Here is a 14,439-nt window from a genome sequence, read left to right on the forward strand (position 1 = left end):
AAAGCGTGGCAGTGCCGTCGCTTCCCGCCTCACCTCCGGCGTCACCTCGCGAATCGGATCCCAAGAACGCTACGAGCGCGACTGCGGGTGTGGCGAAATGACGCGAGGCTCTTGCGGTGCCGATTCGAGCACTGCGAGATCGCTCTCGTCCTTTAGTGCCACACCGGTCAGGCCACGGCGCAACGACTCGCGCATCAGCCATGCGAGCTTGAACGCGGCAACGTCATAGGCCAGACCTTCGGGCCGCACGTTAGAGATGCAATTGCGCTCGGCGTCGTGCCGCCCGCGCTTCGGCGAATGGGTCAGGTAGATGCCGAGGCTGTCGGGGGAACTCAAGCCCGGCCGCTCGCCGATGAGCATCACCGAAAGCGCCGCGCCGAACACTTCACCGGCCTCGTCGGCCAGCGCCACGCGCGCCTGCGATGCGATGACGACAGGCGCGAATCGCGTGTCGGGCGGCAAGTGTTTTCGCAAGGCGGCGAGCAACGGCACGGCATGGCGTTCGATCGCCAGCGAGGACAGGCCATCGCCGATCACGATGCACACTTCGGGCCGATTCGCATCGTTGACTTGCGCTGCATCGGCACGCAACCTCGCCGCGTCTTCGGCATCGAGTTGACGGCCGAGGTCGGGGCGGCGCAGGTACTCCGTGCGGTCGGTCGCGCGACTGCGCACGCGTTCGACAATCCAGCCATCGGCCTGCAATTCGGCGTCGAGCTTGTCCAGATCGAGCGCAGCGTGAATGGCGTCGCGCGCCATCGCGTGGGCCCAACCGAAGCGCAAGGTTTCATCGGTCGGCATGCCGGAACCGGCGCGGCCGAGCGCGAGACGAGCCGGTGTGCGGGCACGCCATTCCTGCCAGGGGTTGGGAGTGACCGGCGAAGTCATGTGCCGAGCGCGGCCAAGCCGCCCATGCCTGCGAGCAGTCGATTCGGTTGATGGGAAGAGGGTGGCGCGAGCCGACCGGCGCTGTCGGTGATCTGCATCTTCTGCAGCCACGCCTCGAACTCCGGCGCACGCTTCAAGCCAAGTGTTTCGCGCAGGAACAGCGCGTCGTGGAACGAGGTGCTCTGGTAGTTGAGCATCACGTCGTCGGCCCCCGGCACGCCCATGATGAAGTTGATGCCCGCGGTGCCCAGCAGCACCAGCAGCGTGTCCATGTCGTCCTGGTCTGCCTCGGCATGGTTGGTGTAGCAGATGTCGCAACCGATCGGCAGGCCGAGCAGCTTGCCGCAGAAATGGTCTTCGAGCCCTGCGCGAATGATCTGCTTGCCGTCGAACAGATACTCCGGTCCGATAAAGCCGACCACCGTGTTGATGAGAAACGGCTTGTAGCGCCGCGCCAGCGCATAGGCACGCACCTCGCAGGTCTGCTGGTCGACGCCGAAGTTGGCATTGGCCGACAGTGCGCTGCCTTGCCCGGTCTCGAAGTACATGACGTTGTCGCCGACCGTGCCGCGCTTGAGCGACAACGCCGCCGCATACGCTTCGTCGAGCAGTTCGGGTGTCACGCCGAAAGACAGGTTGGCTTTTTCGGTGCCGGCGATCGACTGGAACATCAGGTCGACCGGGGCCCCGGCTTCCACCAGCTTCAACGTGTTGGTCACGTGGGTCAGCACGCAGCTTTGCGTTGGAATCTCGAAGCGCTGGATCACCTCGTCGAGCATGTGCAGCAGGTTGCCGAGAACCGGCATGCTGTCCGATGCGGGGTTGAGTCCGATGACCGCATCGCCAGCACCGTAGAGCAGGCCGTCGAGTGTCGATGCCGCGACACCGCGCAGATCATCGGTCGGATGGTTGGGTTGCAGCCGAACCGACAGATGGCCGGGCAGGCCGACGGTGTCTCTGAACCGCGTGACGACGCTGCATTTCTTGGCGACCGAAACCAGGTCCTGGTTGCGCATGAGCTTGGAAACCGCGGCGACCATTTCGGGTGTGAGGCCGGGTGCCAACGCTGTGAGCGTGACGGTGGTCGCCTGCTCCGACAGCAGCCAGTTGCGGCAGTCGCCGACCGTCAGATGCGAGACGGGCGCGAAGGCAGCGGCGTCGTGGCTGTCGATGATGAGGCGAGTGATGTTGTCGCTCTCGTAAGGCACCAGCGCTTCGTTTAAAAATTGCTTGAGTGGCGTGTCGGCAAGGACATATCGGGCAGCCATGCGCTGTTGCGATGTGGCCGCGCCGATGCCGGCCAGATAGTCGCCTGAACGCGCCGGACTCGCGAACGCCATGACCTGTTTGAGGTCATCGAACGTGAAGACTTGGCCTTCTATGGTGGTGCTGTATCGCATGTTCCTGGCGTGTCGATCTGGTAGCGGGTACTTCCCGTTCAGGTGGAAAGCATCGCATCCGGCGCAGCAGCCAGGCGCTGTTTGGCCGTCGCCAAAAAGTAACCGTAGCCCAACGCCATCAGCACGACGAAGAAAAGCGTCAGCATCGCATTGAACCAGACCATGGCCCCCAGGCATACCAGCCCCAGGCCGAACGCGATGGCGGGAAACACGGGGTAGAAGGGCGCGCGATAGGTGCGCAACAAATCCGGCTCGGACTTGCGCAGCTTGAACAGCGCCGCCATCGAAATCAGGTACATCACGATCGCGCCGAGCACGGCCATCGTCACGATGTTGGCGGTCAGGGTCTGGCCGCCGAACTGGACCAGCTCGTCGCTGAAGATGGCGACGACACCGATCACGCCACCGGCCAACAGCGCGCGGTGCGGCGTGTTGAATCGGGGGCTCAGAGCGGCGAAGTACTTGGGCAAGTAGCCAGCGCGGGCCAGCGCGAAGATCTGCCGCGAGTAGCCCATGATGATTCCGTGGAAGGAGGCGATGAGGCCGAACAGGCCGATCCACACCAGCATGTGCAGCCAGCCGCTGTTCTCGCCGACCACCACCTTCATCGCCTGCGGCAACGGGTCGTTGATGTTGGCCAGCTTGCGCCAGTCGCCCACGCCGCCCGCGAAGATCATCACGCCGAAGGCGAGGATCACCAGCGTGACGATGCCGGTCGTGTAGGCGATGGGAATAGTCCTGTGCGGATCGCGCGCTTCTTCAGCCGCCATGGCCGCGCCTTCGATGGCGAGGAAGAACCAGATCGCAAACGGGATCGACGCGAAGATGCCGGAGACTGCCGCGCCGTTGAGCACGTCGCCGCCCGCCCATCCATTGGCGACGAAGTTGGCCAGCGACCAGCCCGGCGTGACCACGCCCATGAACATCAGCAGCTCGAAGATGGCGAGCAGCGTCACGAAGAGTTCGAAGGCCGCCGCGATGCCGACGCCGGCCCAATTGAGCGCGATGAAGATGACGTACGCGCCGAGCGCGAACCATTTCGGGTTGACGCCTGGAAACTGCACGTTGAGGTACGCGCCGATCGCCAGCGCGATGGCCGGCGGCGCGAAGACGAACTCGATCAGCGTGGCGAAGCCGGCCACGAAGCCGCCCGTCGGTCCGAAGGCGCGCCGCGCATAGGCGAAGGGTCCTCCGGCGTGCGGAATGGCGGTCGACAGCTCGGTGAAGCTGAAGATGAAGGTCGTGTACATCGTCGCGACCAGCACGGTGGCGACCAGGAAGCCGAGCGTCCCGGCGGTGTTCCAGCCGTAGCTCCAGCCGAAGTATTCGCCCGAGATGACGAGGCCGACCGCAATGCCCCACAGCTGGAACGGACCGAGCACTTTTCGAAGACCCGAAGACATGGGGTTTTTCCTTCCAGGTTGCAGATGGCCATTGCACAGCAAGACCAATGCCACCGCGTGTCGGCCGTGGCGCTGCGGCTTCGCAATAATGGACCTTTTCCATGGGCGGCTTCATGGACCGCTCTCAACCTGCAAGGACTTCCCGTGCGATCTCTTCTTCTCTCTGTTTCCTTCGGTATCTCTGCCCTGTGCCTGTCCACTGCGAGCTTCGCGCAAAGCGCAGCCGTCACCACGCCGAGCGGCCTGGTTTACCAATCGCTGAAAGACGGCACCGGCGCCTCGCCGGCCGCGACCGACGTCGTCAAGGTCCACTACAAAGGCACCTTCCCCGACAGCGGCAAGGAATTCGATAGCTCGTACTCGCGCGGCGAGCCGACCGAATTTCCGCTGAACGGCGTGATCCCGTGCTGGACCGAAGGCGTGCAGAAAATGAAGGTCGGCGGCAAGGCCAAGCTGACCTGCCCACCGGCGATCGCCTACGGTTCACGCGGTGCCGGCGGTGTGATCCCGCCGAATGCGACGCTCAACTTCGAAGTCGAGCTGGTCGCGGTCAAGGGCAAGTAAGCAGTCCAGTGCTTCGCCGGTCGGGACGCGCTGGCTTACCTTGGCGCGAAATCGAGAAAAGCGAAGTCGGCCTTGTAGCCGGCCGCTTTCGGGCTGCAGGCGTAGAGCCCGCACTGCACGAACGGCGCCGCTGCGCGTTCACTCAGATGTGCGATTCGAAGTTGCGACCACGCGACTCCGTCTGTAGACGATTCCACGATGCAGTCCGAGCGCTCGGTGCGGATGCGAAACCAGAGCGCGGTCACCTCGTCTCCCACGGGCTGGGTCGACCAGTCGGAATACTGCCCGTTGGTGACGACGGCGCCGAGCCGGCTCGGTCCGTCCGGCTCGAACTCGACCGACGTTTTGAGCCAGCAGGACGGCGACAGTCGCACCATCAACCCGGCCTGGTCGTACTGGTGGCGCGGCGAAAAATGCACCTGCGTGGTCAGCGTGAAGTCGCCGGTCGCGTTCAGGTACAGGAAGTGCCCGTTGTCGACTTCGAAGCCGTAGTGGGTGCGTTGCCAGAAATCGGTACCGGCGTCCGGTTCGATCGACAGGCCGCCGCCTCCGGTGCCGATGCGCCAGTGCGCCGGTTCGGACTGCCAGCGCAACGCGGGATGCAGCGCCAGGCCGGAAAAATTGTCGTGCATGGCAAGGTCTGTCATTCCGACGCTCCGTCGAGATAGATGCGCTGGGCGTTGCCGCCGAAGATCGCGTCGCGCGCCGTGCCGGCCAGGTGCGCCAGCAACGCTTGTGCGCTGGCCATCCATTCGTCGTAGCCGCCCGCAAGGTTCACCACCGGCCAGTCGCTGCCCCACATAAGCCGTTCGGTGCCGAAGCAGTCCAGCAAATGGTCCACCACCGGGCGCAGCCGCTCGATGGAACGGTCGGCGCCGCACTCCGTGACCAGGCCCGACAGCTTGCAAGCGGTGCCCTCGAATCTTGCGACGGCGGCGATGTCGCGCCGCCATTCGTCGAGCAGGCCGCAGCGGAGCGCGGGCTTGGCACCGTGGTCGACCACCACGCGCAGCGCGGGATACCGCCGTGTCAGTTCGGCCAGCCGCGTTAGGTGGCGTGGCAACACCAGCGCGTCGAACACCAGGTCATGTTCCACCATGGCCTCGAACGCTGGCCGCAATGGCTCGCGCAGCAGCCAGCCGTCGTCGGCGATGTCTTGGACCATCGGTCGCAAACCGACGAGCCACGGCGATCGGGCCAGGGTCGCAATGGCGGCGGGCGCCGCAACGGCGTCGAACTCGCACCAGCCGACGACGCCTTTCACGAACGGTGTTGTTTCGGCCAGTCGTAACAGCACGTCCGTCTCCGCAAATGTCGGCGATGCTTGGACAAGAATAGTGCCTTCGATGTCGTGCCGCGCGAGAATGGGTTTCAGCGCATCTGGCTGATAGTCGCGATAAAGCACCGGCTCGTCCGCCGACATCCAAGGAAAGTCAGCGGCCTGCGCCACGTGCCAGAAGTGCTGGTGCGCGTCCACTTTCATGCAGGTCCCTCGGGCGTCGGTGCGGCGGCTGGCAGTAAGCCTTCAGTGCGGAGGTCCCGCCATAGCTGCGGCGGTATCGGCGCTGCAAGCGAGGCGATGTTGCGTCGCACTTCGTTCGGCGTCACGGCGCCGAGCACCAGCGTGGTGACGGCCGGATGTCCGAGCGCGAATTGCAACGCCGCGTCGGCCAACCGCACGGAGTGCAGCACGCACACGGCGTCGATCGCAGCCACGCGTGCCATCACTGCGGCCGGCGCTGGCTGGTAGTCATAGCGCGCGCCTGCAACCGCACCGGTGGCCAGAATGCCGGAGTTGAAAACGCCGCCAAGCATGACGGCGATGTTTTTTTGCAGCGCCAGTGGCAGGAACGAGCCCAATGCAGGTTGCTCCAGCAACGAGTAGCGTCCGGCCAGCAGCATCGTGTCGAAGTCGCCGGCATGGGCGAAGCGCTCGCACATTTCGCTTTCGTTGAGGCCAACGCCGATGGCGCGCACCACGCCTTCATCACGCAATCGGCTGAGCGCGCGGTAGGCCCCTTTCATGGCTTCCGAAAAGCGGGCTTCGATCGCGTCGGGGCCGTGCGTCCAGACATCAACGTCGTGAATCAACACGATGTCCAGACGGTCGAGCCCGGTGCGCAGCAGCGACTGCTCGATCGAGCGCAGGGTACCGTCGTACGAATAGTCGAGCACTGCCCGATGCGGCAATGCGCCGACGAAACCTGGGCTCGCGACCTCGGCATGACCGACGTCGGGGGCCAGTGCGGCTGCGCGTCCGGTCGGCATCGGATCGAACCAGCGTCCGACCTTGGTCGACACAACGATGCTGTCGCGCGACCGGTGCTGCAGTACCTGCCGAAGCGCTTCACCGGCGCGCAGCTCGGCCAGTCCGTTGCCGTAGTGCGGCGCCATGTCGAGCAGATTGATGCCGCCGTCGAAAGCCGCGACCACAGCCGCGACGCTGGTGGCTTCGTCGAGATGGCTGAACAGGTTGCCGAGCGGTGCTGCGCCGAAGCCCAGCACCGTCACGTCGAGGCCGGTGCGGCCGAGCGGGCGGCGTGGCAACACGACCGGCAACGGCGCACTCACAGGACTCCCTTGCGCAGCAGGAAATTGCCGTACGGCATGGTTTCTCCGGTGAGGACCACGACACAGGCGCCGCGGGCCTGCGCGTAGTAGGCGAAGCGCTCGAGGCCCGCCACGTGCGGCACCGGATCCAGTCGGGCGAACACCGTGTCGGCGGCTTCGCGCTGGATGTCCGCAAGCACTTCTGGATGACCGACCTGTTCCATCCGGTGCACCGGGCTGCCGTCGAAAGTGTCGAGCGGCAACACCGAGAGAATGGCGCGCAGCACGGCGATCGTCCCACAACCCGGCAGATGAATTAACGGCTTGTCGGCAGCCACCGAATAGGCGGGAAAGTTGGCGTCGCAAATGGCGATGAAGTCACCGTGCCCCATGGCGGCCAGTTCCCGCAGCAGCGCTGGTGTGAGGAGTGGATCGATGTTCTTAAGCATGCGGGCCTCAGAGTGATTTGCGTGTCAGGCCCAAGCGTGACAACGGAGTTTGCTGGAGAAAAACGGCAACGATGATGATGATTCCCTTCAGCAGCAATTGCGTGTTGCTGTCGATGTTGTTGAGCAGCAAGATATTGCCCAGAAACCCGAAGATCAGCACGCCCGCAATGGTTCCCGAGATGCGGCCGGCGCCTCCCATCAAGGTGGTCCCGCCGATCACAACGGCGGCGATCGCATCGAGCTCCCAACCCAGTCCGGCATCTGACTTGCCTTGTCGAAACTGCGCAGCGAACAGTACACCGACCAGGGCCGACAACAGGCCCGAGATGGCATAGGTCGCGATCTTGTGGCGGTCGACCCGCAGTCCCGACAGGCGTGCGCATTTTTCGTTGCCGCCGATGGCGTAGAGGTACTTGCCGAAGACGGTGCGGCTCAATACGAAGCCGAAGATCAGCGCGGTGCCCAGGAAAAACAGGGCGGGCACCGGCACGATGCCGAACAACAGGGCGCGCAGGGCCTCGATGTCCGTGGTGGCGTTGGTGCCGCTGTAGATCGCATGCACCGCCGTGTCCTGACCGGAGATCAGGCGCGTTGCTCCGGTGATGGCGACCATGCTGGCCAGCGTGACGATAAACGGTTGCATCCTGCCTCGCGTGATGATCCATCCGTTCAGCATGCCCATCGCGCAACCGGCGAGTGGCACCACCAGCAGCACCAGCCCCAACGGCAGCTTGCCGGGCAACTTGACGGCGATGGCGATGCCCAGGCCAAGCCCGGCGGACAGAGCGGCGATGACGGCCACCACGACCTTCGGGTTGGAAGCGCCCCGGCTTTCATTCGACGCTGCGGTCGTTGTTGTGTTCGAGCGAAGATAACGCGCTGCGACCCAGGCCAGAAGGCCGACCACAGGCACGCTCGCTGCGAGGCTGAAGCTAGACGCGCCGGTCCAGCCGGCTTGCGTCAGCAGCATCGCCGTCAGGACACTGCCCAGGCTCATGATCGAACCGACCGAGAGGTCGATGCCACCCGCGATGATCACCAGTGTCATGCCGATCGAGATGATCCCGATGTTCGACACCTGACGAAACACATCCGAAAGATTGGAGCCGCTCATGAAAATGTTGCCGCCGTCGGCGTCATGGGGCGACGCCAGCACGCCGATCGCCAGCAGCACGATCAGGCCGAGGTAGTACTTGGCGCTGGCGAGCAGGCCTTTGATCACGCTGGATTGCATCAACATCAAGAAGTCCCGGTATGGCCGGCGGCGAGCCGGACCAGTGCATTGGCTGAAAATTCGGAGCGTTGCAACGTGCCCGTGGCGCGGCCGGCGCACAACACCACAATGCGGTCGCACAGCAGCATGAGTTCGTCGATTTCTGCACTTGCAATAAGCACGGCGAGCCCGGCGTGCGTGGCGGCGCGGATGAGCGCATAGATCTCGGCTTTGGCCGCGGTGTCGACACCTCGGGTCGGCTCGTCGAGCAGCAGCAGACGTGGTTGGCGCAGCAGCCATTTGCCGATGATGAGCTTCTGCTGGTTGCCGCCGCTGAGCGTGCCGCTGGGCTGTTCGATGAACTTGTAGCGCACGTTGAAGGTCGTGGCATTGGCGATGGTTCGGGCGCGTGCCAGGCGCCTGCGATAGAGCGGATAGCCCGGCAATTGCCCGAGGTTGGGCAGGAGGAAGTTGGCCTCGAGGTCTTGCTCCAGCAACAGACCGTCGCGCTTTCGATCTTCGGTCACCATGCCGATGCCGGCCTCGACGGCATCGCAGGGCTGCACGAATCGGACGTCCTTGCCTTGGTAATGAATGCGGCCTTCGACGCGGTGCGGCGAAATGCCAAACAGCGCCTCAAGGATCTCGGTCTTGCCCGCACCGAGCAGGCCCGACAGACCGACGACTTCGCCCGCGCCGACGGTGAAGGAAATATCGTCGACCACGCTGCGCGCCGTATTGGCCAAGGTCAGATGCTCGACCGTCAGCAAGGGCGAGACGGTCGGCCCCGGCAACGCGCACTCCTTCTCGCCGAGTGCCGAAAATTTCTTCCCGATCATCAGTGACACCAGGGCTGAGGGGGATTCGATCTCCGAGGTCGCCCAGGTCCCGATCTTCCGGCCGTCGCGCAATACGCTGATGCGATCCGCCAGCAGAAACATCTCCTCCAGCCGGTGCGTGATCAGCACGATGCCAATACCTTGCGCGCGCAGTCGCCGGCACAGCACATAGAGCGCCTGGGTCTCGGTGTCCGACAAGGCCGACGTCGGCTCGTCCATGATCAACACTGTCGCGTCGGCGATCAGTGCCTTGGCAATCTCCACCAGTTGTCTCTCGCCCATGCGCAGACCACCCACCGGTGCTTGCGGGTCGGCGGGGAAGCCGAGCGAGCGCAGCACGGTGGTGGCCCGGGACCGCATGCGCGGGCGGTCGGGCAGGCGCCAGCGCGTCAGCAGTTCCTTGCCGAGGAAGACGTTTTCGACAGCGCTGAGCGAGTCGATGAGATTCAACTCCTGATGGATCGTGGCAATACCTGCGGCTTGCGCGGCGGCCACCCCAAAGATCTGGCTCGGCTCGCCGCGCAGAACCAGTTGACCCCGGTCGGGCTGATAAATGCCGGCCAGGATTTTCATCAACGTCGACTTGCCCGCACCGTTTTCACCGGCGATGGCATGGATCTCGCCAGGCTCGAGATTGAAGTCGACGCTTGCCAACGCCTGGGTGCCGCCGAACGACATACTGATGCCGGTCATGCGAACGAGGCAGGCCCGGGTGGTTGTCATTGTCAGCGCGGGTTCGGCCATGCGCGAATCAGTGCGAGGCGATGAAGGCTTTGGCGTTCTCCTTGAAAACGCCTTCGGTCTCGAGGGTCACGCTGGGAGGAATCTTCTCGCCCTTCAGCATCTTGAGTGCCTGCCGGATTCCCTCTGCGCCTGGCGTGGGATAGAGAAAGGTCGCGGCCAACTCGCCGTTGAGGACCCAGGTCGCACCCTCTTGCGGCAGCGCGTCGGCGCCGATGAACTTGATCTGCTTTTCGCGGCCCAGATCCTTGGCAGCAAGGTAGGCGCCGTAAGCCATCGGATCGTTCTGCGCATAGACCACATCGATCTTAGGGAAGCGGCGCAGCATCGTCTTCATGTACTCATAGGCCTTGTCTTGCTTCCAGTCGATGTCGACCCGCTCGTTGAGCAACGTGATGCCTTTTTCCTTGCCGACCGATTCGAAGACGCCGTTGTGCCGGTCGTGCGCAGCCTGAACGCCTTGATTGCCCCAGATTTCAATCAGGTTGCCTTGCGCCTTGCCCGGACCGCCAAGGACCTCGACGACGTACTTCCCGGCTGCGCGACCGATGGCGACGTTGTCGCCACCGATGTACTGTGTGAAGGCCTTGCCGTCTACGTTGCGGTCCAGCACGAACACCGGGATGCCGGCTTTGGTGGCCTTTTCGACCACACCGGTCAGTCCGGCAGATTCTTTTGGGGAGATAAAGATCACGTCCATCTTCTGCGTGATGAAGTTATCCATGTCGGCAACCTGCTTGTCGGTGCGGTCGCCCGCGTCCGCGATGATCAGTTCGACCTCAGGATGTTTGGCGGCCTCGGCCCGCATGTCCTTGTTGAACTGGACGCGCCAGGGTTCGAGCGTGGTCACCTGGGAAAAGCCGAAGCGGTATTTTTTACCCGGTGTCTGCGCGTTGCTGGACGGCACGCCCAGCGCCAGTGCCGCGAAGGCCAGTGCGCCGTTCACAAGAAGTCTTCTGGAATATTTCATGGGTTGTCTCCGGTCTGTTGGTCAGATCTGTCTATAAATATTAAACGTTTCAATTTCTATTTCTATTTCGGCATATTTAGTGTTCCTTGTGTGCAGGGATCAAGAGGTGCGTTTCTTCCGGACCGGGCGGGCTGCTGTGGTCTCGCGTGGCAACAGCTCCGCCTTGAAGCGCAAGTGCGAGAACGGCTGGGTTTGATGGCCCCGAAGTCCGGCGAGCATGAGTTGCCAAATGGCGTGACCGATGGCTTCGACGGGTTGCCGAATGGAACTGATGCGGGGCTTCAGCACCGACATCCAGGGTGCGTCGTCGAAGCTCAACAGAGACAGGTCGGAGGGCAATTGCAGGTTGGCGTCGCCAATGGCCCGCAGGGCTGCGAGCGTCAGCACATTGCCGGCGGTGAAGAGGGCGGTCGGCCGCTCGGGCTTCATCAGCATGTCGAGCATCACCGGATGGGCCTGGGCTGCATTCATGCCGCACATGACGATCTGGATGTGGTCGGCCAGATCGGCCTCCTGCATCGCCTTGATATAGCCATCGGCCCGGTCCCGGCTGTTCACGAGGTCGAGCGTGTTCACCGCGAAAGCAATGCGCCGGTGGCCGAGTGACAGCAGGTATTGCGTGCCCATGTGTGCCGCATGCAGGCTGTCGGTGGTGACCGTGTTGACCGGAAAGCTGTCGTTCACACGGTCGGCCATGACCACCGGGACGTTGCACTGCTGCAGCTCCTCAAGGGCATGGTCGTAGCCCAGGCAAGGGATCAGGATCATGCCGGCGACCTGGCGTGACAAGACGAAGCGGATGCGGTCCATTTCGATTTTTGGATCTTCGTCGGCATGCGCCAGCACCAGGAAGTAGCCGTTGGTCGAAGCGAACTTTTCAAGCGCGTGCACGAGCTCGAGGAAAAACGAATTGAGCAGGTCGGGGATGACCAGTCCGATCGATGTCGAGCGGTTGCGCCGCAGATCGGCCGCAATGCCGTTCGGCCGGTAGCCCAGGGTTTTGGCTGCAGCACGGACGCTTTCGCTGCGTCGCAACGAGACACCGGCTTTTCCAGCAAGCACCTTGGATGCGGTGCCGACCGAGACGCCCGCCGCGTTGGCAACCTCGCGCAGGGTCACGCTGGGAAGGAGGGATGCGTTGTCTGTGTCCATTAAATATAACGTTTCAATAATTGTGCGTGAAGGCTTTGCTGCGTACAAGGGCCGCCGCTACTGGTTTTCCCCGAGCGCTCAGGTGGCGATGAGCTTTTGCACCAGTTCCGCCGTGGTCGACGCGCTGTACTTTCGCATCAGCCGCGCCCGATGCAACTCGACCGTTCGATGACTGATGCCGAGCGCCTTGCCGATCTGCTTGGAGGTCAGCCCCTGCATGACATGCGCTGCCACTTCACGCTCGCGCGGCGTGAGCTCGGCCGTCACGGAGCGTCGCGAGCCAAGGTCCTCGAAGGTCCAGATGCCAGACTCGTGCGGCGCTGCCCGATTGAGTGCACGCCCGGTCACGTGGCACCAGAAGGTCTCGCCGCGCAGGGCTCCATATACGCCGTCGAGCCGCTTCATCATGCGGTTGTCGGCGTAACGGCCGCTGGCGTTCAGGATCGGTTCCATGCGTTTGCCGATGCGCTCGAACTCGGCCACGCTTGGGTACAGCACCCGAAACGACTGGCCGACCAATGCCTCGCGCGGTGCGCCGAACATTTCGCAAAGCCGCGCGTTGCAGTCGACCATGGTGCGGTCGCGCGACAGCACCATGCCGACAGGCGCATGCTCGAAAGCCAGCCGGTAATCGATGGGCGCCGGAGCGGGGTAGGGTGTCGCCATTACGAAATACTACGTATGAGGCTACGTAGTATCGTTCCGGGCAGCGCTGCCCTGGACATGATTCCCGGCACCCCTTTCCCTTTCGTTTTATTCACCGAGCAAGGATCACAGGCCATGGCGAACAAAATCTATCCGTCCGCCGACGCGGCACTCAAAGGCGTCGTTGCCGATGGGCAAACGCTGGCGGTCGGCGGCTTCGGCCTCTGCGGCATACCGGAGGCGCTGATCGATGCACTGCACGATTCCGGCGTCAAGAACCTGACCTGCATTTCGAACAACGCAGGCGTCGATGGTTTCGGCCTCGGCAAACTGCTGGGCACGCGGCAGATCAAGAAAATGGTCGCGTCGTACGTCGGCGAGAACAAGGAGTTCGAACGGCAATACTTGGCCGGCGAACTCGAACTCGAATTCACGCCCCAAGGCACGCTGGCCGAAAAGCTGCGCGCCGGCGGCGCCGGCATTCCGGCCTTCTTCACCAAGACCGGTGTCGGTACGCTGGTGGCCGAAGGCAAGGAACTGCGCGAGTTCATCACCAACGGAGTAAGCGAGACCTACGTCATGGAACATTCGCTGGTGCCCGATGTGGCGTTGGTCAAGGCGCACATCGCCGATACCTCCGGCAACCTGCGCTTTCGGCTGACGGCACGCAACTTCAACCCCGCCGTGGCCATGGCCGGAAAGATCTGCATCGTCGAGGTCGAGAAGATCGTCGAACTCGGGGAACTGGCACCTGACGACATCCATCTGCCGGGCATCTACGTGCACCGCATCGTGCTGAACGCGACGCCTGAAAAGCGCATCGAAAAGCGCACCGTGACCGCCGCTGCGCCGGCCGACGTGGCGGCTGCCAAGGAAGAAGCCAAGGCCGTGATCGCACACGCTGCCGCCGTCGGCGCCGAGATGCCCGTTCCCGTCGTGCCCGCCGGCACCAGCAACAAGAAAGAAGGAGCCTGACATGCCCTGGACGCAAGACCAAATGGCCGCCCGTGCGGCGCAAGAGCTCGAAGATGGCTTCTACGTGAACCTGGGCATCGGCATTCCGACGCTGGTCGCCAACTTCGTCGGTGACAAGGAAGTCTGGCTGCAGAGCGAAAACGGCATGCTGGGCATCGGCGCGTTCCCGACCGAAGACATGGTCGACGCCGACCTCATCAACGCCGGCAAGCAGACCGTGACCACGCTGCCGGGCAGCGCCATCTTCGGCAGCCACGAAAGCTTCGCCATGATCCGCGGCGGCAAGATCAACCTCAGCATCCTGGGCGCCATGCAAGTGAGCGCCAAGGGCGACCTCGCCAACTGGATGATCCCCGGCAAGATGGTCAAGGGCATGGGCGGCGCGATGGACCTGGTGGCCGGCGTCAAGCGCGTGATCGTGCTGATGGAGCACGTCGCGAAGAAGAAGGACGGCACCGAAGACCTGAAAATTCTTGAAGAGTGCACGCTGCCATTGACCGGAGTGGGCGTGGTCGATCGCATCATCACCGACATGGCCGTGCTCGATGTGACGCCTGAAGGTCTCAAGCTCGTCGAGTTGGCCGACGGCGTGACCTTCGATGCGCTTCAGGCCAAGACAGGCGTGAAGCTGATCAAGTAAGCGAGCGCCA

Annotated in this window: 15 protein-coding genes; 3 read left to right on the forward strand and 12 right to left on the reverse strand. The window is 63.5% G+C overall.

The features are described 5' to 3' along the window. Positions 1–69: 69 nt before the first annotated feature. The 3 genes from eutC to eat are packed head-to-tail and all read right to left on the reverse strand — an operon-like array spanning position 70 to position 3,691. Positions 70–888 (reverse strand): ethanolamine ammonia-lyase subunit EutC, encoded by an 819-nt coding sequence (gene eutC / locus H7F36_RS14945; RefSeq protein ID WP_187051567.1) that lies wholly within the window; start codon positions 886–888, stop codon positions 70–72. After that, positions 885–2,288 carry an ethanolamine ammonia-lyase subunit EutB gene (locus H7F36_RS14950; RefSeq protein WP_187051568.1) on the reverse strand — a complete coding sequence of 468 codons (1,404 nt, stop codon included), beginning with the start codon at positions 2,286–2,288 and terminating at the stop codon, positions 885–887. The genes eutC and H7F36_RS14950 overlap by 4 nt, the downstream gene beginning before the upstream one ends. 38 nt (positions 2,289–2,326) lie before the next feature. Continuing rightward, positions 2,327–3,691, reverse strand: a complete 1,365-nt coding sequence (gene eat, locus H7F36_RS14955) for an ethanolamine permease (RefSeq protein WP_187051569.1) — start codon at positions 3,689–3,691, stop codon at positions 2,327–2,329. A 177-nt stretch (positions 3,692–3,868) separates the two neighbouring features. On the opposite strand from eat, the gene H7F36_RS14960 reads away from it, so the two are divergent. Beyond that, positions 3,869–4,255, forward strand: a complete 387-nt coding sequence (locus tag H7F36_RS14960; RefSeq protein ID WP_261802665.1) for an FKBP-type peptidyl-prolyl cis-trans isomerase — start codon at positions 3,869–3,871, stop codon at positions 4,253–4,255. A gap of 35 nt (positions 4,256–4,290) precedes the next feature. Here H7F36_RS14960 and H7F36_RS14965 read toward each other — a convergent pair whose 3' ends face one another. The 9 genes from H7F36_RS14965 to H7F36_RS15005 form a co-directional block, all read right to left on the reverse strand. Beyond that, positions 4,291–4,902, reverse strand: coding sequence for a DUF1349 domain-containing protein (locus tag H7F36_RS14965; RefSeq protein ID WP_187051571.1), 612 nt, complete (start codon positions 4,900–4,902; stop codon positions 4,291–4,293). Beyond that, positions 4,899–5,738, reverse strand: a complete 840-nt coding sequence (locus H7F36_RS14970) for an amidohydrolase family protein (protein ID WP_187051572.1) — start codon at positions 5,736–5,738, stop codon at positions 4,899–4,901. Before H7F36_RS14970 ends, H7F36_RS14965 begins: the two co-directional genes overlap by 4 nt. Next, a complete protein-coding gene (locus H7F36_RS14975) occupies positions 5,735–6,826 on the reverse strand; it encodes an aldo/keto reductase (protein ID WP_261802305.1) in 1,092 nt (363 codons plus the stop codon). The genes H7F36_RS14970 and H7F36_RS14975 overlap by 4 nt, the downstream gene beginning before the upstream one ends. Beyond that, on the reverse strand, positions 6,823–7,254 hold the full coding sequence (locus H7F36_RS14980; RefSeq protein WP_187051573.1) for an RbsD/FucU family protein: 432 nt from the start codon (positions 7,252–7,254) through the stop codon (positions 6,823–6,825). The genes H7F36_RS14975 and H7F36_RS14980 overlap by 4 nt, the downstream gene beginning before the upstream one ends. A gap of 7 nt (positions 7,255–7,261) precedes the next feature. Next, positions 7,262–8,494: an ABC transporter permease gene (locus H7F36_RS14985; RefSeq protein WP_187051574.1), complete on the reverse strand. Its 1,233-nt coding sequence runs from the start codon at positions 8,492–8,494 to the stop codon at positions 7,262–7,264. Beyond that, entirely contained in the window at positions 8,494–10,029 is a 1,536-nt protein-coding gene (locus tag H7F36_RS14990; protein ID WP_187051575.1) for a sugar ABC transporter ATP-binding protein, read from the reverse strand. The genes H7F36_RS14985 and H7F36_RS14990 overlap by 1 nt, the downstream gene beginning before the upstream one ends. 28 nt (positions 10,030–10,057) lie before the next feature. Further along, on the reverse strand, positions 10,058–11,017 hold the full coding sequence (locus H7F36_RS14995) for a substrate-binding domain-containing protein (RefSeq protein WP_187051576.1): 960 nt from the start codon (positions 11,015–11,017) through the stop codon (positions 10,058–10,060). A gap of 99 nt (positions 11,018–11,116) precedes the next feature. Beyond that, positions 11,117–12,217, reverse strand: a complete 1,101-nt coding sequence (locus tag H7F36_RS15000) for a LacI family DNA-binding transcriptional regulator (protein WP_261802306.1) — start codon at positions 12,215–12,217, stop codon at positions 11,117–11,119. A gap of 30 nt (positions 12,218–12,247) precedes the next feature. Then, entirely contained in the window at positions 12,248–12,835 is a 588-nt protein-coding gene (locus H7F36_RS15005) for a LuxR C-terminal-related transcriptional regulator (RefSeq protein WP_187051577.1), read from the reverse strand. 114 nt (positions 12,836–12,949) lie between these two features. On the opposite strand from H7F36_RS15005, the gene H7F36_RS15010 reads away from it, so the two are divergent. Further along, positions 12,950–13,789, forward strand: coding sequence for a CoA transferase subunit A (locus H7F36_RS15010; protein ID WP_187051578.1), 840 nt, complete (start codon positions 12,950–12,952; stop codon positions 13,787–13,789). A 1-nt stretch (position 13,790) separates the two neighbouring features. Beyond that, positions 13,791–14,429, forward strand: coding sequence for a 3-oxoacid CoA-transferase subunit B (locus H7F36_RS15015; RefSeq protein ID WP_187051579.1), 639 nt, complete (start codon positions 13,791–13,793; stop codon positions 14,427–14,429). Positions 14,430–14,439 lie beyond the last annotated feature (10 nt).

The organism is Variovorax sp. PAMC28562 (assembly GCF_014303735.1).
In the GTDB taxonomy this organism is placed as follows: domain Bacteria; phylum Pseudomonadota; class Gammaproteobacteria; order Burkholderiales; family Burkholderiaceae_C; genus Variovorax.

Bases quoted from the DNA above. Each gene is read 5' to 3' on its own strand.
- eutC (WP_187051567.1), bottom strand. From the start codon at position 888: ATGACTTCGCCGGTCACTCCCAACCCCTGGCAGGAATGGCGTGCCCGC.
- H7F36_RS14950 (WP_187051568.1), bottom strand. From the start codon at position 2,288: ATGCGATACAGCACCACCATAGAAGGCCAAGTCTTCACGTTCGATGAC.
- eat (WP_187051569.1), bottom strand. From the start codon at position 3,691: ATGTCTTCGGGTCTTCGAAAAGTGCTCGGTCCGTTCCAGCTGTGGGGC.
- H7F36_RS14965 (WP_187051571.1), bottom strand. From the start codon at position 4,902: ATGACAGACCTTGCCATGCACGACAATTTTTCCGGCCTGGCGCTGCAT.
- H7F36_RS14970 (WP_187051572.1), bottom strand. From the start codon at position 5,738: ATGAAAGTGGACGCGCACCAGCACTTCTGGCACGTGGCGCAGGCCGCT.
- H7F36_RS14980 (WP_187051573.1), bottom strand. From the start codon at position 7,254: ATGCTTAAGAACATCGATCCACTCCTCACACCAGCGCTGCTGCGGGAA.
- H7F36_RS14985 (WP_187051574.1), bottom strand. From the start codon at position 8,494: ATGTTGATGCAATCCAGCGTGATCAAAGGCCTGCTCGCCAGCGCCAAG.
- H7F36_RS14990 (WP_187051575.1), bottom strand. From the start codon at position 10,029: ATGACAACCACCCGGGCCTGCCTCGTTCGCATGACCGGCATCAGTATG.
- H7F36_RS14995 (WP_187051576.1), bottom strand. From the start codon at position 11,017: ATGAAATATTCCAGAAGACTTCTTGTGAACGGCGCACTGGCCTTCGCG.
- H7F36_RS15005 (WP_187051577.1), bottom strand. From the start codon at position 12,835: ATGGCGACACCCTACCCCGCTCCGGCGCCCATCGATTACCGGCTGGCT.
- H7F36_RS15010 (WP_187051578.1), top strand. From the start codon at position 12,950: ATGGCGAACAAAATCTATCCGTCCGCCGACGCGGCACTCAAAGGCGTC.
- H7F36_RS15015 (WP_187051579.1), top strand. From the start codon at position 13,791: ATGCCCTGGACGCAAGACCAAATGGCCGCCCGTGCGGCGCAAGAGCTC.